We start from the raw sequence: 19,384 nt of genomic DNA on the forward strand, positions 1-19,384 counted from the left end.
CAGCGGCTGCGGCCGCAGCAGGGGCGGGTGGAGGCGGGGCGGTGGCCCCGGCGAACAGCGGTGGTCATCGGCCCTCCTTCCGGCGTGCTGCGAGTGGGCTCGGCGCTCATCGTGCTGAAGACCGGGGCCCGCTGTCAATCGCCGTTCTGCCTGCTGAGCAGGGGTGTTGCGGCTCTGTGTCGTCCCGTTGCGGCCGGTGGCCGGGCGATGACGGGCGTGCGTCGGGGCGGCATTCGACCTTGTTGCGGGCCCGGCGGGGTTATTAACTCTCGGAGCGGAAGAAACCGCATTCCTCCGGCCGGCCGGATGCTCGCCACCGCGGAGGTTCCGGTTCCGCAGTGCGACGGCACGCGGGGGCGGGCCGGACCCCGCCGTGCCCTGCATCACCACGGCCCGGTCCGGCGGACACCCGCTCTCCGGAGCGCTGTTCGCCGCTGCCGCGGCCGGGGCGGCAGCCACGGCTTGAGCCGGATTCGAGGGCCGCCGTGGAGACTCGGCCGACCGTGGATCGGTGGTGTGTCGGACGGCGCGGGTGCGGCCGGGATGGGTGGGCGGCGATGAGGTGGTACTGGACGGGCTGGTTCGAGCAGGTGATCCCGGGGCTGAGCGCGCTCGCGTACGGGTGGGGCTACGGGGTCTGTCCACCCGCGGGCGCCGATCCGGACCCGGTGGCTCTCCCGCCCGCCGTCCGGCCTGCCCGGCTTCGCGCGCTGCCCCGCGCCCATCCGGAGCGCCCCGCCGGGCACATCCCCCTGACCCCTGCCGAGCGCGAGCTCTGGTCCCAACTCGCGGACGTGGGCCGGTAGTACCGGGCGGCCGACCCAGGCGTCCGGATCAGGCTGCGGATGCGCGGCCCGGAAGCCGGGGCCGGTTCACTGCCCCAGGATGCGGGCGAAGTCGAGGCCGAGGGTGGCGAGGACGGGGAGGGCGCCCAGGTCGGTGATGCCGCCGACGGGGATGCTGTGGCCCTGGTTCACCTCGCGGGGCTGGGCGGAGGCGGGGGCTACGGTGCCGGTGAGCGCGGCGACGGCGAGCAGGGTGCTGGTCGCGGCAGTGGTCAGGACGGTGACGGCGGTGCGGAGTGCGGTGCGCACGAGGCCTCCTGGGGGCGCGGATCGGGCGAGTTGACAACGCCCGATCCTGCTCCGCGGTCACGCATCGTCCCGCTTTCGGACGCGTTCGTAAAGCATGTTGCCTTGTGTTCATGACAACACATCAAAGGTCTGGACCTCGCTCCCGCGCCCGGCATAGCGTCCCTCCGAGGCGAACCGGACGTGCCCGAACTCCACGCCAGGGGTGGTGACTTGACCTCCCGCGAGGCGCGGCGGTGCGGGCTCCGGTCCACGCCTGTGCTCGGTCATGCCGTCCGTCTATCGAACCGGAGGGAACCATGCGAGTCGTCAAGAACCTCAGGATCCTGGCCGGCGCGCCGCTCGCGGCCGCCGCGTTGATCGCCCTGACCGCGGGCTCGGCGAGTGCCGCGATCCCGATCAACAAGCCGATGAGCGGGAAGGCGACGTACTACAACGACGCCGGCTTCGGCGCCTGCGGCACCCAGATCAACGCCGCCAACCAGATGCTGGTGGCCGTCTCGCACGCCTGGTGGACCGCCGCCAACCCCAACAACGACCCGCTCTGCAAGGGCATTTCGGTGAAGGTCACGTACCAGGGCAAGACCGTCACGGTGCCCGTGAAGGACAAGTGCCCGTCCTGCGACTCCACCCACATCGACCTGAGCCAGCCCGCCTTCGCCCGGCTCGCGCCGCTCGGCAAGGGCGTGATCACCGGTCTCACCTGGCAGTTCGTCAAGACCGGTCTGGCCGGCCGGAGCATCCCGCTGTCCGAGCCGATCGAGGGCTCGACGATCGGCTAGCCGGCACCCGGACACCCGGGGATCCGAAAGTCAGGGACCCGGAAGCCGGGGATCCGAAGGCCGGGGACCCGGACACCCGAACGCCCGGAGACCGCGGATCCCCCAAGTACCGCGGACACCGCGGCAACCCCCGACCCCCGGAACCGCCGCCCGCCGCCCGCCGCCCCCGTGCGGGCGGCGGGCGGCACCCGGCGGCGGTTCACGCCACCGTCGCCCGCAGGCCCTCCCGGTGGTCGGCGTGGGCCGGGGTCCAGCCCAGCTCGCGCTCCGCCTTCGCGCCGGAGACCCGCAGGCTGGTGTCCAGCATCATCGTGCCAAGGTAGGGAACCGCCAGCCGCAGCAGTCGGCCCGGGACGCGCAGCGGGCGGCGGTCCCGGGCGGCGGCCGTCGCGGCGGCGAGCTCGCCCCAGGTCGACGGCCGGCCGTCCACGATGTTGTACGCCTCACCGCCGCGGCCGCGCTCCAGCGCCGCCACGGTGGCGTCCGCCGCGTCGGCCACGTGCACCCACGACGTCAGACCGCCCCCGCTCCGGGGCACCGGCATCGGCATCGGCCGGGTCGCGGGCGCCGGGTCGAACCAGGTGCCGGGCCCGTAGAACACGCCGAACCGCAGCGCGATGCCGTCCAGCCCCTCGGCGGCGAAGACCTGCTCCTCGGTCGACCGGAGCCCGTCGACCACGACGTCGCCGAGATTGCCGAGCCGGACGCCGAAGGGGTCGGCCTCGGTGAGCATCCGGGCGCCGTGGTCGGTGTAGCCGTAACCGAAGACCAGCGACTGGGTCACGAACCGGCCGGCCCCGAGCACGCGGGCGGCGGCCAGCAGGTTCGCCGTGCCCTCGATGCGCAGCCGGGTGCTGGGCTCGGTCTCGTCGACGGTGCGCCGGGGCTTCTTCAACGCGGTGAGCTGGTGCACGACGGCGTCGGCGCGCAGCCCGCGGACGGCGGCGATCAGACCGTCGCGGTCCATCGCGTCCGCGCGGACCGGCCGGGCGCCGAGGCCGGCGACCACATGCTCGGCCTCCGCGCTGCGGGCGAGCCCGAGCACCTCGTGGCCGGCCGCGAGCAGCAGGCGGGTCAGCGGTCGGCCGATCGCGCCGGTGGCGCCGGCAAGCAGGACGATCATGGTGCACACTCCCGGGTCGGAATCCGTGGCTACGCAGGTCGGACGACGTGGCGCGGCGTCTTGTGACACCCGGAGGCTGTGAGCCGCGCCACGCCTTCGGCCGAGCGGCGCCGCCTCCACCACACCGACCCCTGACACTCTGCAGGGGACGGGCGGCGGAACCTGGCAGCGTGCGGGTGGTTCCGGCGGGCGGGCGCGGCGTAGCGTCCGGGGAGATCACCGAGCGAAGGCAGGTTCCCGTGGACCGCAACGGCGAAGCGTCCCCGGCCGTCAACGGCGGCGTCTCCTTCTGGTACGCGGCGAACGGGCTGCCGGAGCCCCGGCCCGCGCTGCCGGGCGACGCCGACGCGGACGTCTGCATCGTCGGTGGCGGCTACACCGGCCTCTGGGCGGCGTACTACCTGAAGAAGGCCGACCCCGGGCTGCGCGTCACCGTGCTGGAGCAGCGCTTCTGCGGCTACGGCGCGTCCGGGCGAAACGGCGGGTGGCTGTACAACGGCTTCGCCGGCCGGTCCGCGTTCGCCCGCCGGTACGGGCCGGAGCGCGCCGCCGCGATGCAGCGGGAGATGGACCGATCGGTCGGCGAGGTGGCCGACACGGCCGCCGCCGAGGGCATCGAGGCGGACATCGTGCGCGGCGGCGTCCTGGAGGTCGCCCGGACGCCGGCGCAGCTGGTCCGGCTGCAGGCCTTCGCCGAGGCCGAGGCCGCCTACGGGGCCGACCGCGTCCACCTGCTCTCGGCGGGCGAGACCGCCGACCGGATCCGGGTCGCGGGCGCGCTCGGCGGCACCTGGAGCCCGTACGGCGCGCGGATCCAGCCGGCCGGGCTGGCGCGCGGACTGGCCCGGGTGGTGGCCGGGCTCGGGGTCCGGATCCACGAGCGGACGGCCGTCACCGAGATCCACCCGGCCGGGCCGGGCGGCCGCGCCCGGGCCGTCACCCCGCACGGCACCGTCACCGCCGACGTGGTGCTGCGCGCCACGGAGGGCTTCACCGCCGCGCTGCGCGGGGAGCGGCGCACCTGGCTGCCGATGAACTCGGCGATGATCGCCACCGAGCCGCTGCCGGCCTCGTTCTGGGCCTCGGCCGGCTGGGAGGGCCGCGAGGTCCTGGGCGACTTCGCGCACGCCTACATGTACGCGCAGCGCACCGCCGACGACCGGATCGCCCTCGGCGGGCGCGGCGTCCCCTACCGCTTCGGCTCGCGCACCGACGCGGACGGCACCACCCAGCCGGCCACCGTCCGCCAGCTCCGCGCGATCCTCGACAGCTTCTTCCCCGGCGCCGCGGGCGCCCGGATCGACCACGCGTGGGCGGGCGTCCTCGGGGTGCCCCGGGACTGGTGCGCCACGGTCGAGCTCGACCGCCGCACCGGCCTCGGCTGGGCCGGCGGCTACGTGGGCAGCGGCGTCACCACGGCGAACCTGGCCGGCCGGACCCTGCGCGACCTGGTGCTCGGCCGGGACACCGAGCTGACCCGGCTGCCCTGGGTCGGCCACACCGTGCGCCGCTGGGAGCCGGAGCCGTTCCGCTGGCTGGGCGTCCACGCCCTGTACGCCGCGTACCACGGCGCCGACCGGCAGGAGGCCACCGGGCGCGGCACCACCTCACCGCTCGCCCGCCTCGCCGACGCGGTCGCCGGGCGGCACTGAGCCTGCGAAGGAGGACGCGCCGGCCGTTCGGGAGTGCGTGCGCCTCCGGACGGGCCGGCGTTCCCGAACGCCGGCGCGTCCCGCAGTCCCCTGCCGCGCCACTGCCACCGTCCCTCGAACACCTGACCCGCCGTCACGCGGAGTGACCGGTCGTGGAGGCGCGCGGTGCGCATTCGGCTGATGCGGCAGATTTTATGCCCCGCCAAACTACTCCAATGGTGGGCAGTTTCCCGTGGGCCATCGCAAACCGGTCGCGTGCTGCCCCGGCTGGGATAGCGTCCTTTCTGCCGGGGGGTGCGCGAACTGTGGCCGGACCGCCCCGGCGTATTCGAACGCATATGACCATGCCGTCTCTGATTCGGGAGATAACCGTGCGCAATTGCCTTTCGGAAATCCGGTCGGGTGCCGTCGACGAGCTGCGGCTCGCGGTGGACTCGCTCGCGTCGTTCCCGGCCCGCGGCGGGGCGGACGGGGCCGACGTCGCCGTGCCCGAGCGCCTGGCCGCCGTGGCCGAGCTGTGCCGGGCGGTCGACGGCGTGCTCGACAGCCTGGTGGTGCAGGCCGCCGCCGAGGCCGCCGAGGAGGGCTGGACCGCCGCCCGGATGGCATCCGAACACGCCGTCTACTACGCCCGGTTGCAGCGGGCGCTGCTGCCCGCCGGCGCCGGCGGCCAGGGCGACGCCGGGCTGAAGAAGCGGTGAGCGCGGCGCACCTCAACGCACACGTCCTGTCCTGCCCGACCCGGTGGAGCGACGTCGACGAGAACGGGCACATCAACAACGCCCGGCTGGTCTCCTACGTCCAGGAGGGCATCTACGACCTGTTCTGCCACCACCGGACCGCCGTGCAGGAATCCCTTTTCCCGTCCGGATTCCTGATCGCACGGCACGAGATCGATTACCTGGAGCAGTTGCACCACCACCCCGACCCATTGCTGGTGCGGCTCACCGTGGAGCGGCTCGGGCGGAGTTCCGCGCATGTCGTGGTGAATGTCTGCCGCGATCCCCGCACGTATATGCGAGCGCGCACCGTGGTGGTCGCCCGGGACCGCGAATCCGGCCGTTCCCGCAAACTCAGCCAGAACGAGCGGCGGTTTCTCTCGGCATTCCTGCCGGGCGAGCGCCCGGGCGAGTCGCTGCCCACGGCAGAGCCGCCCGCCGGCCCGCCGCAGTGGCTGTCGGTGAAGGCTGCGCGAGTCGCGGGCCCGGCCGTTCCGGCGGTCGCGGCGCACCGTCGGCGCCGCCGCTGTCGCGCCTCGTCCCGCTGACCGCGCCGACGGGCCGGTCCGGCCGACCGCGCCGGGGCAACGGAGCCCCGGCGTCCCGTGGCCCGGGCGGCGCCCCGCGGGGCGCGGGGACGCCGTGAGCCCGGGCGGGCCGTGAGCCCGGACAGACGGTGAGCCCGGACAGACGGTGAGGTCCGCCGGACGGTGACGTCGGGCAGACGGTGAGGTCGGGCCGACCGGCCCCCGAAGGTCCGCACGTGGACGACGGCGCTCAGGTGCGGACCCGGAGCGGCAGCCCCTGCGGTGGTCACGGACCACGGGGGCGGGCCCTCCGCCCCCCCGGCTGCGCCTCCCCCGTAGGCGCAGCCGGGCACCGGTCAGAGCTGCTCGTCGTCCACCGCCCCGGGGGCCAGTGCGGGAGCCGGGAAGGCGTGCCGGGCCTCACCGCCGGACCACCAGATGCCGATCGCGAGCACGGCCGCCGACTCCAGCAGGCCGGCCCGCGCGAGGCCGCCGCAGGGCAGCGGCGTACAGCCCATGGAGGAGACGAGCTCGGTCACGAGAGCGGCGGCCGCCGGGTCGTCCGTGCAGAACGGGACGGCGAGCGGCGCGCCGTCGAAGGCCGGCCGGTCGAGGGTCCAGATGCTCTCGTGGCAGATGCCGAAGACCTTGGCCACCCGGGCCCCGGGCGCCGCCGCGGCGAGCCGTGCCGCGACGGAATCGGGGCCGCCCGACGTGGTCACCACGGGCCCGTCCGGGCCCGGAGCCATCGGGACCGTGCAGTCCAGCACGGTCCGCCCGGTGAGTTCCGCGGCCAGCGCGCCGACCACCCGGCTCGCCGCGCCGGCCGGCACCGCGACCAGGACAGCCTCGCCGAACTCCGCCGCATCCGCCAGGGTGCCGCTGCGCGCGGCGCCGGCGGCGGCCGCCGCCCGGGCCGCGGCCCCGGGATCGCGGCCGCCCACCAGGACTTCGTGTCCGGCCCTGACCCAGGCCCCGCCGAGGGTGGTGGCCATCGCCCCGGTACCGAGAATGCCGATCCGCATCGTCTGCTCCTCATCACGTCATGGACGGCGAACTGCCGTGCCGAGGACGGTAGGCGGTCCGAAACACACCGTCCGGTAGGCATCGGCCGGGGCAGGATGTCCCCGTGGAGGAGAGCGATGCGATGGGTGGGGACGTGTTCGCGGCCGACTGCCGTGCCCGGATCGGGTTCGAGGTGCTCGCCAACCGCTGGGACAGCGTGATCGTGTACGTCCTCGGGGAGCGCGGCCCGATGCGGCCGCGGGCGATGCTGGCCCGGATCGGCGGGATCAGCCCGAAGGTGCTCAACGAGGCGCTGCGGCGGCTGGAGTACAACGGCCTGGTCGAGCGCCGCCGGTACGCCGAGGCCCCGCCCCGTGTGGACTACGCGCTCACCGGGGCGGGCACGGCCCTCCTCGAACCGATCCGTGCGCTCGGGGCCTGGGCCGCCACCCACGGCGACGCCGTCCTCGCGGCCCAGGAAGCGTTCGACCGGGGGTAGGAGGGCGTCGCCTGCGGCGGGCGGCCGCCCCGGGAGCCGGGGCGTCGCCCGGGTGCCCCGGCTCCACGGCCGGGACACCCGGGCAGTGTGTGACGGCCTCAGCCGGCCGCCGGCGTCAGGCGCAGGGTGACCAGCTCGAACGGCCGCAGTGCCAGCGACACGCCGTCACCGTCCGCCGTCACCTCGCCGCGGGTGCCGTCCCAGGGGCGCTCCAGCAGGTCGCAGGGCACCGCCGCGGCGAGCGGGAAGGAGGTGGCGAGCCGGCCCCGGGCGCGGCCGCCGTGGGCCTCGTAGACGCGGACGACCAGGTCGCCGCTGCCGTCGTCGGCCAGCTTGACCGCACTGACCACCAGGGCGTCGTGGTCCGGCTCCACCAGCGGCCGGACCGCCTCCGCCGAGCCGGTCACCCGCCGCTCCGGCAGGCTGATCCGGTAGCCCTCGCGGACCGCGTCGGCGATGCCGGCGCCCGGCACCAGGGCGTGCCGGAACCGGTGCAGGCCCTGGTCGGTGCGCGGGTCGGGGAAGCGCGGTGCGCGCAGCAGCGAGAACCGGACCGTCGTGGTCGTGCCGCCGTCGGTGTCGCGCACCGTGCGGGTGACGTCGTGGCCGTACGTGGAGGCGGTGACCAGCGCCACGCCCCAGCCGGGCTCCTCCAGGTGGACGAAGCGGTGGTTGCAGGCCTCGAACTTGGCCGCCTCCCAGCTGGTGTTGGTGTGGGTCGGCCGGTGGAGGTAGCCGAACTGGGTCTCGGCGGCGTAGCGCTCGGTGTGCAGATCGAGCGGGAAGGCCGCCTTGAGGAACTTTTCGGTCTCGTGCCAGTCCACCTCGGTGTCGATGTCCAGCCGCCGGTCGCCCGCTCGCAGGGTCAGCGTCTGCACCGCGGTGGACGAGCCGAAGGAGCGGGCCACCCGGACCGTGACGGCGTCGTCCGATTCGTGGACCACCGCGACCTCGTCGGCCTCGGTCAGGTCGGTGACGGTGTTGCGGTAGAACTGGTCCACGTCCCAGGCGTCCCACATGTTGGGGAAGTCCGGGTGCAGTTGGAGCAGGTTGGCGCGGGTGCCGGGGGCGACGGCCTCCCGGCCGTTCGCGGTGTCCACCACCGAGGTCACCAGGCCGTCGGCGTCCACGGTGACCGAGAGCAGGCCGTTGGCGAGCACGAAGCCGCCCTCGGGCCGGGCCGCCACCGTGCAGCCGGAGCCGGATCCGGCAGAGCCGGGAAGCGCGGCGGTCGGCGCCGCGGCCCCGCCGGCCGGCACCGAGGAACGGGCGTGCGGCGCCGCGTTGAAGACCAGGTCGCGCCCGCCCGCCGCGTCCCCGGCCAGCGCCCGCTGGGCCCGGGCGATCAGGGCCTCCAGCTCCGCGGCCAGCCCCGCGTAGGTGGCCTCCGCCTCGCGGTGCACCCAGGCGATGGACGAGCCGGGCAGGATGTCGTGGAACTGGTGCAGCAGCACCGTCTTCCAGATCCGGTCCAACTCCCGGTACGGGTAGGGCAGTCCGGTGCGCAGCGCGGCGGTGGCGGACCAGAGTTCGGCCTCCCGGAGCAGGTTCTCGCTGCGCCGGTTGCCCTGCTTGGTCCTGGCCTGGCTGGTCAGGGTGGCCCGGTGCAGCTCCAGGTAGAGCTCGCCGACCCAGACCGGCGGGTGCGCGTACTCGGCCTCGGCCTTCTCGAAGAAGGCGGCCGGGCGCTCCCAGCGCACCGTGGCCGAGCCCTCCAGGTCCCGCAGCCGGGCTGCCTTGGCGACCATCTCGCGGGTGGTGCCGCCGCCGCCGTCGCCCCAGCCGGTCGGGGCGATCGAGTGCCGGGCGACGCCCTTGTCCTTGAAGTTCCGGGCGGCGTGGGCGATCTCGCTGCCCTTCATGGAGCAGTTGTAGGTGTCGACGGGCGGGAAGTGGGTGAAGATCCGCGTCCCGTCGATGCCCTCCCAGAGGAAGGTGTGGTGCGGGAACTTGTTGATCTGGCTCCACGAGATCTTCTGGGTCAGCAGCCACTTGGAGCCCGCGTTGCGGATGATCTGCGGCAGGCCGCCGGTGAAGCCGAAGGTGTCCGGCAGCCACGCCTCCTGGTTCTCGACCCCGAACTCCTCCAGGAAGAACCGCTTGCCGTGCACGAACTGACGGGCCATCGCTTCCGAGGAGGGCATGTTGGTGTCGGACTCCACCCACATGCCGCCGGCGGGGACGAACCGGCCCTCGGCCACGGCCTTCTTCACCCGCGCGTACACCTCGGGGCGGTGCTCCTTGATCCAGGCGTACTGCTGCGCCTGGGACATGGTGTAGACGAAGTCGGGCTCGTCCTCCAGCAGCGCGGTCATGTTGGCGGTGGTGCGGGCCACCTTGCGGACGGTCTCGCGCAGCGGCCAGAGCCAGGCGGAGTCGATGTGGGCGTGGCCGACCGCACTGATCCGGTGCGCCGACGGCGCGGCCGGCGCGGCCAGCACCCCGGCCAGCTGCGAACGGGCCGCCGCGGCCGTGCCGTTGACGTCCTGGAGGTCGATCGCGTCCAGCGCCCGCTCGACGGCGCGCAGCACCTCCCAGCGGCGGGCTCCGTCGGCCGGCAGCTCGGCCATCAGCTCGCCCAGCACCTCCAGGTCCATGACGAGCTGCCAGACCGTCTCGTCGAAGACCGCCAGGTCCATCCGCTCCAGCCGGTACTGCGGCTCGCTCCCGGCGGTCTCCCGGTCGCCCAACTCGGTCGGCAGGAAGGGGTGGTAGTCGAGGATGACCGGGTTGGAGGCGGCCTCGACGTGCAGCAGCACCTGCTCCCCGCCGGCCGCCGGGGCGGCGATCCGGACCCACTGGTTCCGCGGGTTGAGGCCCTTCACCGGGGTGCCGTCGGGCCGGTAGACCAGGCCCTCGCACTGGAAACCGGGCATGTTGGCGTCGAAGCCGAGGTCGATCAGCGCCTCGACGGTCCGCCCGGCCCACGCCTCGGGAACGGTGCCGGCGACGGTCAGCCAGCTGGTGCCCCACGGTGCGCCCCAGGCGTCGCCGGCGGCGATCGGGGTGCGCGGCGCGGCCAGGCCCTCGGCGACCGGCACGGGCTCGCCGGGCGCCGTCCAGATCGAGACCTCCAGCGGGACGGACTCGGGGTACACGGCCGGGCGGATGCGCTCGTCCAGGACGCGCTTGAGGCGGGATTCGACCAGGCTGCGGTCATCGTGCATGTCAGCGGGCTCCGTTGCGTTACCGAAGGGGTGGATCACAGGGAGGGTCGGACGTCGTCAGCGTACGTCGTCGGGGTGGACGGTCTCGGTGATGCCGCGGGCGGCCAGGTGGGCGGCGTCGCCGGCGCGTTCGGCCAGAACGGTGGTGGGCCGGGCACCGTCCGCGGTGAGGCGCATGAACGCCTCGAAGACGGGCCCGCCGGGGCCGCAGACCGACCGCTTGGGCGCGGTGACCGCGTCGCCGGTGGCGACCACCACGGCGGTGGTGCGCGGCTGCGGGGGGCACCGCTCGGCCCGCGCCGCGCGGACCGCCTCGGCGAGCCGGGCGCCGGCCGGCTTGACCCGGCGGCCGGTGGTGAGCAGGCCGAGGCCGTACTCCAGCTCGGGGAAGTCGGCCAGTGAGCGGTCCACGTCGTGCGAGCACCACCAGGTGACGCCCCAGAGGTCCGGGCAGTCCAGCACGGCCGCGAGCGTGTCGCCGGTGAACCGGGCGGCGTCCTCGGCGGGGATGTGCGGGGCCGGTGCGCCCACCTCCTGGAGCCAGACCGGGCGGTGCGGGTCGTCCGCCCAGGCCTTGGCGAGCTCGACCAGGTAGGCGGCGTGCTGGGCGGCGGCGGTGGAACGGGCGCCGTAGCGCTGCGCGGTGCCGTTGAACACCCAGGAGTGCACGGCGGTCGCGGCGCCGATCCGGGCCGAGTGCCAGGGCGTGAACGGGTGCTCGTCCAGGTACCAGGCGGCGTCGTAGGAGGCGTGCAGGTGGAGCCGGCCGGGCGCGCCCCGCTCGCAGGCGTCGACCATCCGGCGCAGCCAGGCGTCGACCTGCTCGGGCGTGGCCCGGTCCGGATCGGGGTGCGGCTCGCCCGAGAACTGGTTGACCTCGTTGCCGACCGTCATGCCGAGGAAGTTGCCGCGGCCGTGCAGCGCCTCGGCGAGGGTGTGCAGGTAGGCGGCCTGGCCGGCCACCACGTCGGGGTCGGTGAACATGTTCCGCCGGTGCCAGGTCCGCGTCCACGAGGGCTGGAAGTCGAAGCTGGACAGGTGGCCCTGGAGGCCGTCGACGGCGACGTCCAGCCCGCGCTCGCCGGCGACGTCCACCAGGGCGGCGAGCTGTTCGACGGCGCGCGGGCGGATCAGTGTGCGGTTGGGCTGGAACACCGGCCAGAGCGGGAAGACCCGGACGTGGTCCAGGCCGAGGCCGGCGATCGAGTCGAGGTCGGCGCGGACGGTGTCGAGGTCGAAGTCGAGCCAGTGGTGGAACCACCCGGCGGTCGGGGTGTAGTTGACGCCGAAGCGCGGGGCGGCGGCCGGCGGGCGGGCGGGGGCGGCGGTCATGCGGCGGTGGCCTCCTCGGTCGGTGCGGCCGTCGCGGTCGCGGCGGCGGGGCGGTCGGGTCCGGCAGGTGGGGCCGGGCGGGCGGGTCCGGCGGTCGTCACCCCTTGACGGCTCCCTCCTCCACGCCCTTGAAGAAGAAGCGCTGGCAGACGGCGAACACCAGCACGATCGGCAGGAAGGCGATCATGGTGCCGGCCGCGATCAGCCGCGGATTGGCGGAGAAGGTCCCGTTGAGGTACTGGAGACCGACGGTGAGCGTGTACTTCTGCGGGTCGTTGAGCACGATCAGCGGCCAGAGGAAGTCGTCCCAGGCGCCGATGAAGGTGAAGATGACGATCACGCTGAGCATGCCGCGCACGTTCGGCAGGCCGACGTGCCACAGCCGCTGCCAGACGTTGGCACCGTCCACCAGGGCGGCCTGGTCGAGCTCCGGCGGGACGGCCGCGAAGGCGGTGCGCATCAGCAGCACGTTGAGCATCGCGAGCGCGCCGGGCAGCGCGACGCCGACCAGTGAGTCGGCCAGACCGAGGCTGCGCACCGTCACGTACTGGGAGACGATGGTGGCCTCGCCGGGCAGGATCAGGGTGGCCAGGAAGAGGCCGAAGACCAACCGGGCGCCGCGGAACCGCAGTTTGGCGAGGGCGTAGCCGGCCAGGGTGCAGCCGACCACGTTGCCGAGGATCGCGATCGCGGCCACGACCAGCGAGTTGGCGGCGTAGGTCCAGACCGGGATGGTGTCGGCGACCTTCGCGTAGTTGGCGAGGGTCGGGCTCTCCGGGAGGAAGTGCGGGGTCGCGGTGTAGACGTCCTCGTCCGCGCTCTTCAGCGAGGTGGAGAGCTGCCAGAGGAAGGGGCCGATCACCAGGAGCAGGACGGCCAGCAGGAGCAGGTAGCGCAGCGCGGTCCGGGCGGGGGTGGCGGAGCCGAAGGTCCGGGACCGGCGGCGGGGCGGTGCGGCGGCCCGGTCGGGTGCGGCGGTCCGGGGCGGGGCGGCGGTCGGGGTCACGGGTCAGGCCGCCTTCCGGTTCAGGCGCGTCAGCAGCAGCATCGGGCCGAGGGTGAGGAAGAACAGCAGCAGGCTCAGCGCGGAGGCGTAGCCGAGGTGGCCGGTGAAGCCGCGGCTGTACATCTGGATCAGCATCACCACCGACATGTCCCGGCCGCCGGGGCCGCCGGTGCCGTTGGAGAGCACGTACAGCTCGGAGAAGACGCGCAGCGCGGAGACCGAGATCAGCACCGACACCAGCACCATGGTGGGCCGCACCCCGGGCAGGGTGACGTGCCAGAACCGGCGGACGGCGCTCGCACCGTCCACGGCGGCGGCCTCGTGCAGGTCGCGGCCGACGTTGGCCAGGGCGGAGAGGTAGATCACCATGTAGTAGCCGAGCCCCTTCCAGGTGGTCAGGGCGATCGCGCTGAGCAGCAGCAGCCAGCGGTCGGTGAGGAAGGAGACCGGGGAGTCGGTGAGGCCGCTCTGCCGGAGCACCCCGTTGACCAGGCCGCGGTCGTCCAGCGCCCAGCCCCAGATCAGCGCGACCACGACCGCGGAGGCGACGACCGGGGTGTAGAAGGCGGTGCGGAAGAAGGTGATGCCGGGGAGCCGGCGCTGGACCAGCAGGGCCAGCAGGAGCGGCAGCAGGGTCAGCAGGGGCAGGCAGACCAGCAGGTAGACGACGGAGTTGAGGAGCGCGTCGGCCAGCTGGTCGTCGTCGAGGATCCGCCGGTAGTTGGCCAGGCCGGTGAACCGCCCGCCGCCCAGGGGCTTGGCGCTGGTGAACGAGAGGATCACCGTGTTGACGGCCGGCCAGAGGTTGAAAACGGCCAGCCAGAGGAGCGCGGGCCCGGCCAGCAGCCAGGGGGTGAACCAACGCCGGTGGGTCATGCCATGCCTTCCTGGGGGCGGTGCGGGTCGTCCCGGGCGGTACGGGCCGGTCCCCGGGGGTGCGGGTCGTCCCGGCGGGCGGCGGCCCGGGGGCCACGGGGGTGCCGCCGCGCCACCGGTACGGGCGGCCGGTGCCGTCAGCCCTTGAGCAGCTGGTTGCACCGCTCGACGGCGGTGTCCAGGGCCTGCTTCGAGCTGGTGTCGCCGCTGATCGCCAGGGCGATCTGCTGCTTGATGACGGTGCTCATCGCGTCGTCGACCTGGACCGGCTGGAGGATCTTCGCCTTGGCCAGCGAGGTGAACGCGACCACCTTGGCGTCGCCGGCGTTGCTGCCGTCGCCCTTGCTGAAGAAGGGGTCGTTCGCGGACGCCTTGGTGGACGGGAAGATGCTGGTGAGGTGGGCGAACTTGGCCTGGTTCTCCGGGCTGGTGACCCAGCGGGCCAGGGCCACCGCGGCGGCCGGGTTCTTGCTGCTCTTCGGGATGGACAGGCCCTGCACGTAGAGCGGCGGGGTGCCCATCGCGGGGGAAGGGACGATCTTCGGGGCGAGGGTGGGGTTGTCGGTGCCGACACCGGTGATGAAGTTGGCGCCGCCGGTGGTCCAGGCCGCCGTACCGGCGTTGAAGAGCTTGGAGTTGCCGGCGTAGGTGTCGGTCAGCACGTCCTTCGGGAGCAGGCCCTCCTTGAACGCGGCGCGGTACTTGTCCAGCAGCGCGGCGGCCTCGGGGGTGTTGAAGGTGAAGGACCTGCCGTCGTCGGCCATCACCTTGACCCCGGCGTCGACCAGGTCCCCGAGGCCGGGCTTGCGGCTCATCAGGTAGCTGTCGCCGCCGGCCTTCTCCTTGAACACCCGGGCCTGGGCGATCAGTTCGTCCAGGGTGGTGGGGAGCTTCTTCGGGTCCAGGCCGTTCTTGGCCAGCAGGTCCGCGTTCCAGTAGTTGACGTCGGTGTTCAGGTACCAGGGGTAGCCGAAGGTGCCGTCCCGGCCGGTGAAGCGGTACGCGTCGACGCCGCCGGCCACGTACTCGTCGGCGAGCTTCGGGTCGGCCTTGGCGACGTCCAGCAGCAGGTTCTGCTTGGCCAGCGGGAGGGCGAAGTCCGGCGGGAGGTTGACCACGTCCGGGAGGGTGCCGGCGGCGGCCTGGCTGAGCACCTTGTCCGAGTAGCCCTCGCCGGGTTGGTCCAGCCACTCGACCTCGACGCCCGGGTACTTCTGCTTGAAGCCGTCGATCACGCCCTGGACGTAGTCGGTGAACTTCGGCTTGAGCGCCCAGGTCTGCAGCGAGACCTTGCCCTTGACGTCGCCGGTGGCGGCCGCGCTCGCCACGGTGTCGTCGCTCTTGGTGTCGGAGCTCATTCCGCAGCCGGTGAGTGCGGTGGCGGTGATGGCCGCCGTCGTCAGTGCCGCCCAGATTCTTCGCATGAGGGTCTCCCGGTCCAGGTGGGTGGGTGGGGGATGGTGCGCGTTCCGGAACTGGTGGGTGCCGCTGGGGTGCCGTGGCGGGTGTTGCGGTGGGTGTCGCCGTCGGTGTCGCTGTCGCATGCGCGGTCGGTGCCGCGGTCGGTGCCGCGGTCGGGTACGCCGTGGGGTCGAGCCGGGTCGAGCAGTGGGTTTCGCCGTGCATCGGGAGGTGGGATCCGCGCTGGGGGACGCGGTGGGTTCCGCGGGGCTTTCGCAACCTGCTGTACTAAACCGGTCTAGCTATGGCAGGGACTATGCTCCGGCCTAAACTTGGCTGTCAAGAGAGGAGTCGGGTTCTGTGGGCAGACCGACCATCGCCGACATCGCGCGCCGGGCCGGGGTCTCCAAGGGCGCGGTGTCGTTCGCGCTCAACGGACGCCCCGGGGTGAGCGAGGCGACCAGGGCCCGGATCCTGCGGGTCGCCGACGAGATGAACTGGCGGCCGCACAGCGCCGCCCGCGCCCTGGGCGGCGCCCGGGCCGACGCCGTCGGCCTGGTGATCGCCCGCCCCGCCCGCACCATCGGCGTCGAGCCGTTCTTCAGCCAGCTGCTCTCCGGCCTGCAGGCGGTGCTCTCCGCGCACTCCGTCGCGCTGCACCTGATGGTCGTCGAGGACACCGCCGCCGAGATCGGGGTCTACCGGAACTGGGCCTCCGAGCACCGGGTGGACGGCTTCATCGTGGTCGACCTGCAGGTCCGCGACCCGCGGCTGGAGGTGCTGGAGGAGCTCGCCCTGCCCGCCGTCGTCCTCGGCGGCCCCGGCCGGGGCGGCGGCGGCCCGCTGCGGATCTGGGCCGACGACCGGGAGGCGATGCTCTCGATCGTCGACTACCTGGCGGCGATCGGCCACCGCCGGATCGCCCACCTGGCCGGTCTGCCGCACTTCCAGCACACCCAGCGGCGGATCCGCGCGCTGCGCGACGCCTCCCGCCGGCTCGGCCTGGAGGAGGCGGTCTCGGTGCCGACCGACTTCAGCGACGCCGAGGGCGCCGCTGCCACCCGGACGCTGCTCTCCCGACCCCGGCGGCCCACCGCGATCGTCTACGACAGCGACGTGATGGCCGTGGCCGGGCTCGGGGTGGCCGGGGAGATGGGCGTCGCGGTGCCGGGCGAGCTCTCCATCGTCTCGTTCGACGACTCGGTGCTCGCCCGGATCGTCCACCCGCCGCTGACCGCGCTCAGCCGGGACACCTTCGCGCTGGGCGAGCAGGTCGCCCGCAGCCTGCTGGCGGTGATCGACGAGACCGGGCCGGGGCGTGACCTGCAGATGCCCACGCCGCGCCTGACCGTGCGCGAGTCCACCTCCCCGCCGGCCGCCGGCTCACCCGTCCGGGCGGCCGTTGCGCCGACCGTTGACAGCGGGTCTGAACCGGTTTAGCCTCGCAGCGCCGAGCGGGCCCGGCCGTGCCCGCAGCTCCGCCGGATCCGCGCGCCGGCACCGGGCAACAGGCACTGCGCAACCGGCACCGCGCAACAGCACCGCGTTCAGAGCCCCGGGTTGCGGAGCGTCGTTCTCGCCCTCGCAGCCTGCCCAGGGCCCACCCTGCCAACGCCTCCGCCACGCCCCTGCCACGCCCCCGCACCCGTACAGCGCCACGCCGCATGCACCCGGGCCGCGCCCCCACCGGGCCGGCCCGCCCCCACCCTCCTCCGCTCGATCGGAGCCACCGCATGTCACGACGCCTCCCGCTGTTGCTGAGCGCCGCCCTCGGGGCCGCCGTCCTGGGCGCCGCCCCGGCCGCCCACGCGCAACCCCCGGCCGCCCCAGTCCCGCAGACCGCCACGGCGGCCCCGGGCACCCAGCCCTACGCCTCGTACTGGTACCCGAACACCATCCTGGGCTGGGACCCGGCCACCGATCCCGACGCGCGCTTCAACCGCTCCCGCGTCCCGCTCCAGCCCCGCAGCAGCGACCCGGCCCTCAAGGCCAACCCCAACGCCCGCGCGGGCGAGGGGAAGGTCGCCTCCCTGGTCTCGTTCGGGCCGACCTCCAACAACCCCTCCCAGGGCTCTGCCGACCCCAACTACTACGCCTTCGGCTACTGGCAGTACGTCGACAAGCTGGTCTTCTGGGGCGGCTCGGCCGGCGAGGGGCTGATCCTCGCCCCCAACCCGACCGTCATCGACGCCGCCCACCGCAACGGCGTCAAGGTCTACGGCACCGTCTTCTTCCCGCCCGCCGCCTACGGCGGCCAGCTCCAGTGGGTCCGCGACTTCGTCCAGAAGTCCGGCAGCCGTTACCCCGTCGCCGACAAGCTCGTCCAGGCGGCCCAGTACTACGGCTTCGACGGCTGGTTCATCAACCAGGAGACCGGCGGCGGCGATTCGGCCCTCGCCACCGAAGTGCGCAACCTGATGCAGTACACCAAGGCGCAGAGCGGCACCGAGTTCATGTGGTACGACGCCATGACCGAGTCGGGATCGGTGAGTTGGCAGAACGAGCTGACCTCCGCCAACGACTCCTTCCTCCAGGACGGCGCAAAGCGGACCGCCGATTCGATGTTCCTGAACTTCAACTGGAGCTCCGGCGGCCTCGACTCCTCCCGCAGCCTGGCCCGCGGCCTCGGCCGCAACGAGTACGAGCTCTACTCCGGCATCGACACCGAGGCCAACGGCTACAACACCGGCGTGGACTGGAACGCGCTCTTCCCCGCCGGCAAGCCGCACACCACCTCGCTCGGCCTCTACCGCCCCGAGTGGACGTGGAAGTCCGCCACCGACCGCGCCGACTTCTACGCCAAGGACGCCCGCTACTGGGTCGGCGCCAACAACGACCCGTCCAACACCACGACGTCCTCCGCCTGGAAGGGCCTGTCGACCTACATCGCCGAGTCCTCGCCGATCACCGCCAAGCCCTTCGTCACCAACTTCTCCACCGGGCAGGGCGACTTCCACAACGCGGCCGGCACCCGGGTCGCCACCGGGGGCTGGAACAACCTCTCGCTCCAGGACGTCCCGCCCACCTACCGCTGGCTGGTCAGCTCCACCGGCAGCAGGCTCACCCCGTCCGTCGACTTCACCGACGCCTACGAGGGCGGTTCCTCGCTGCGCCTCAGCGGCAGACTCGACGCCGCCAACACGATCCGGCTCTACCAGACCAGGCTGCCGGTGGCCGCCGACTCCAAGCTCTCGGTGGTGCTCAAGACCCCGGCCGCCGGGCCGACCTCGCTCAAGGCCGCGATCTCCTTCACCGACGCGCCGACCGCCTTCACCACCCTCGACCTGGGCGCCAACTCAGGGACGGGCTGGGAGCGGCACACCCTCGACCTCTCCGCCTACGCGGGCCGGACCATCGCCCAGATCGGGCTGCAGGCCGAGGGTTCGAACCCCGCCTACGATCTGCGGGTCGGCCAACTCGCCGTCTACGACGGCGCCGTGGACGCCCCCGCCGTGCCGAGCGGCCTCACCGTGCTCGGCGCGAGCGACGTGGTGGCGGGCAGCAGCCAGTCCCTGCGGCTCGCCTGGACGGCCCCGGCGGGCGGCGCCCCCGTCCACCACTACGAGGTGTACCGGCGCAACGCGGACGGCACCCGGACCTACCTCGGGGCCACGCCCTCCGACGCATACTTCGTGAACAAGCTGGACCGGGCGGGCGGCGAGAGCAGCACGACGGTCGAGGTCGAGGCGGTCTCCACCGAGTACGGCCGCTCCGCCGCGGCCGCCACCACGGTCTCCTGGACCGGCACCCCGCCCACCGCCACCAACCTGGCGCTCGGCCGGCCGGCCACCGCGTCCGGCCAGTGCAACGCCAACGAGACGGCCGCCAAGGCGGTCAACGGCAGCGTCAACGGTGGCAACAGCGACAAGTGGTGCACCCTGACGTCGGGCAAGTGGCTGGAGGTCGACCTGGGTTCGGCCCGGTCGCTGTCCAAGTTCGTGGTCAAGCACGCCTCGGCGGGCGGCGAGAGCTCCTCCTACAACACCCGCGACTTCACCGTCCAGGTCCGTTCGGCGAGCACCGACCCGTGGACCACGGTCGCGACCGTGACCGGCAACACCGCCGGAACCACCACCCACCCGGTGAACACCACCGCCCGCTATGTGCGCCTGGTCGTCACCAGGCCCACCCAGACCACCGATCCCGCCGCCCGCATCTACGAGTTCGAGGCCTGGGGCGCGTAGCCCCGTCGGAGGAAGGACCA

Annotated in this window: 16 protein-coding genes; 8 read left to right on the top strand and 8 right to left on the bottom strand. The window is 73.6% G+C overall.

What is annotated here, in order from left to right; all coding sequences use genetic code 11:
• The first annotated feature begins 557 nt into the window (after positions 1-557).
• On the top strand, positions 558-806 hold the full coding sequence (locus ACIPSC_RS12965; protein WP_400825306.1) for a DUF6059 family protein: 249 nt from the start codon (positions 558-560) through the stop codon (positions 804-806).
• Between the two features lie 66 nt (positions 807-872).
• On the opposite strand, the gene ACIPSC_RS12970 is transcribed toward ACIPSC_RS12965, so the two are convergent.
• On the bottom strand, positions 873-1,094 hold the full coding sequence (locus ACIPSC_RS12970; RefSeq protein ID WP_400825308.1) for a hypothetical protein: 222 nt from the start codon (positions 1,092-1,094) through the stop codon (positions 873-875).
• Positions 1,095-1,390: 296 nt separating this feature from the next.
• Here ACIPSC_RS12970 and ACIPSC_RS12975 point away from each other — a divergent pair, with 296 nt between their 5' ends.
• On the top strand, positions 1,391-1,873 hold the full coding sequence (locus ACIPSC_RS12975) for a cysteine/serine endopeptidase inhibitor (RefSeq protein ID WP_400825309.1): 483 nt from the start codon (positions 1,391-1,393) through the stop codon (positions 1,871-1,873).
• Positions 1,874-2,072: 199 nt separating this feature from the next.
• Here the strand turns inward: ACIPSC_RS12975 and ACIPSC_RS12980 are convergent, their stop codons facing one another.
• Positions 2,073-2,996 carry an NAD-dependent epimerase/dehydratase family protein gene (locus ACIPSC_RS12980; RefSeq protein ID WP_400825310.1) on the bottom strand — a complete coding sequence of 308 codons (924 nt, stop codon included), beginning with the start codon at positions 2,994-2,996 and terminating at the stop codon, positions 2,073-2,075.
• A gap of 239 nt (positions 2,997-3,235) precedes the next feature.
• Here ACIPSC_RS12980 and ACIPSC_RS12985 point away from each other — a divergent pair, with 239 nt between their 5' ends.
• The 3 genes from ACIPSC_RS12985 (at position 3,236) to ACIPSC_RS12995 (ending at position 5,915) form a co-directional block, all read left to right on the top strand.
• Positions 3,236-4,648, top strand: a complete 1,413-nt coding sequence (locus ACIPSC_RS12985) for an NAD(P)/FAD-dependent oxidoreductase (RefSeq protein WP_400825312.1) — start codon at positions 3,236-3,238, stop codon at positions 4,646-4,648.
• 371 nt (positions 4,649-5,019) lie between these two features.
• Positions 5,020-5,349: a hypothetical protein gene (locus ACIPSC_RS12990; protein WP_400825313.1), complete on the top strand. Its 330-nt coding sequence runs from the start codon at positions 5,020-5,022 to the stop codon at positions 5,347-5,349.
• Complete coding sequence (locus tag ACIPSC_RS12995; RefSeq protein ID WP_400825314.1) at positions 5,346-5,915, top strand: acyl-CoA thioesterase; 570 nt, start codon at positions 5,346-5,348, stop codon at positions 5,913-5,915. The genes ACIPSC_RS12990 and ACIPSC_RS12995 overlap by 4 nt, the downstream gene beginning before the upstream one ends.
• A gap of 335 nt (positions 5,916-6,250) precedes the next feature.
• On the opposite strand, the gene ACIPSC_RS13000 is transcribed toward ACIPSC_RS12995, so the two are convergent.
• On the bottom strand, positions 6,251-6,919 hold the full coding sequence (locus ACIPSC_RS13000; protein ID WP_400825316.1) for an NADPH-dependent F420 reductase: 669 nt from the start codon (positions 6,917-6,919) through the stop codon (positions 6,251-6,253).
• 122 nt (positions 6,920-7,041) lie between these two features.
• Here ACIPSC_RS13000 and ACIPSC_RS13005 point away from each other — a divergent pair, with 122 nt between their 5' ends.
• On the top strand, positions 7,042-7,398 hold the full coding sequence (locus ACIPSC_RS13005; RefSeq protein ID WP_400825531.1) for a winged helix-turn-helix transcriptional regulator: 357 nt from the start codon (positions 7,042-7,044) through the stop codon (positions 7,396-7,398).
• 98 nt (positions 7,399-7,496) lie between these two features.
• Here the strand turns inward: ACIPSC_RS13005 and ACIPSC_RS13010 are convergent, their stop codons facing one another.
• The 5 genes from ACIPSC_RS13010 to ACIPSC_RS13030 all read right to left on the bottom strand — a co-directional run bounded on the left by ACIPSC_RS13010 (position 7,497) and on the right by ACIPSC_RS13030 (position 15,203).
• The gene (locus ACIPSC_RS13010; protein WP_400825319.1) at positions 7,497-10,565 is read right to left on the bottom strand and encodes an alpha-mannosidase; all 3,069 of its coding nucleotides are present in this window, start codon (positions 10,563-10,565) and stop codon (positions 7,497-7,499) included.
• Positions 10,566-10,622: 57 nt separating this feature from the next.
• Positions 10,623-11,897: a glycosyl hydrolase gene (locus tag ACIPSC_RS13015; protein WP_400825320.1), complete on the bottom strand. Its 1,275-nt coding sequence runs from the start codon at positions 11,895-11,897 to the stop codon at positions 10,623-10,625.
• A gap of 97 nt (positions 11,898-11,994) precedes the next feature.
• Positions 11,995-12,903, bottom strand: a complete 909-nt coding sequence (locus ACIPSC_RS13020) for a carbohydrate ABC transporter permease (protein WP_400825322.1) — start codon at positions 12,901-12,903, stop codon at positions 11,995-11,997.
• Positions 12,904-12,906: 3 nt separating this feature from the next.
• Positions 12,907-13,779: a carbohydrate ABC transporter permease gene (locus ACIPSC_RS13025; RefSeq protein WP_400825324.1), complete on the bottom strand. Its 873-nt coding sequence runs from the start codon at positions 13,777-13,779 to the stop codon at positions 12,907-12,909.
• 137 nt (positions 13,780-13,916) lie between these two features.
• Positions 13,917-15,203, bottom strand: coding sequence for an ABC transporter substrate-binding protein (locus ACIPSC_RS13030; protein WP_400825326.1), 1,287 nt, complete (start codon positions 15,201-15,203; stop codon positions 13,917-13,919).
• A gap of 337 nt (positions 15,204-15,540) precedes the next feature.
• Here ACIPSC_RS13030 and ACIPSC_RS13035 point away from each other — a divergent pair, with 337 nt between their 5' ends.
• On the top strand, positions 15,541-16,620 hold the full coding sequence (locus tag ACIPSC_RS13035; protein WP_400825328.1) for a LacI family DNA-binding transcriptional regulator: 1,080 nt from the start codon (positions 15,541-15,543) through the stop codon (positions 16,618-16,620).
• 293 nt (positions 16,621-16,913) lie between these two features.
• Entirely contained in the window at positions 16,914-19,364 is a 2,451-nt protein-coding gene (locus ACIPSC_RS13040) for a discoidin domain-containing protein (RefSeq protein WP_400825329.1), read from the top strand.
• Positions 19,365-19,384: the final 20 nt, after the last annotated feature.

The organism is Kitasatospora sp. NPDC090091, assembly GCF_044747365.1.
Taxonomy (GTDB): Bacteria; Actinomycetota; Actinomycetes; order Streptomycetales; family Streptomycetaceae; genus Kitasatospora.

Excerpts from the sequence above, each read along its gene's own strand:
- ACIPSC_RS13040 (WP_400825329.1), top strand. The coding sequence starts at position 16,914 with ATGTCACGACGCCTCCCGCTGTTGCTGAGCGCCGCCCTCGGGGCCGCC.
- ACIPSC_RS13000 (WP_400825316.1), bottom strand. The coding sequence starts at position 6,919 with ATGCGGATCGGCATTCTCGGTACCGGGGCGATGGCCACCACCCTCGGC.
- ACIPSC_RS12965 (WP_400825306.1), top strand. The coding sequence starts at position 558 with ATGAGGTGGTACTGGACGGGCTGGTTCGAGCAGGTGATCCCGGGGCTG.
- ACIPSC_RS13005 (WP_400825531.1), top strand. The coding sequence starts at position 7,042 with ATGGGTGGGGACGTGTTCGCGGCCGACTGCCGTGCCCGGATCGGGTTC.
- ACIPSC_RS13015 (WP_400825320.1), bottom strand. The coding sequence starts at position 11,897 with ATGACCGCCGCCCCCGCCCGCCCGCCGGCCGCCGCCCCGCGCTTCGGC.
- ACIPSC_RS13030 (WP_400825326.1), bottom strand. The coding sequence starts at position 15,203 with ATGCGAAGAATCTGGGCGGCACTGACGACGGCGGCCATCACCGCCACC.
- ACIPSC_RS13025 (WP_400825324.1), bottom strand. The coding sequence starts at position 13,779 with ATGACCCACCGGCGTTGGTTCACCCCCTGGCTGCTGGCCGGGCCCGCG.
- ACIPSC_RS12975 (WP_400825309.1), top strand. The coding sequence starts at position 1,391 with ATGCGAGTCGTCAAGAACCTCAGGATCCTGGCCGGCGCGCCGCTCGCG.
- ACIPSC_RS12980 (WP_400825310.1), bottom strand. The coding sequence starts at position 2,996 with ATGATCGTCCTGCTTGCCGGCGCCACCGGCGCGATCGGCCGACCGCTG.
- ACIPSC_RS13010 (WP_400825319.1), bottom strand. The coding sequence starts at position 10,565 with ATGCACGATGACCGCAGCCTGGTCGAATCCCGCCTCAAGCGCGTCCTG.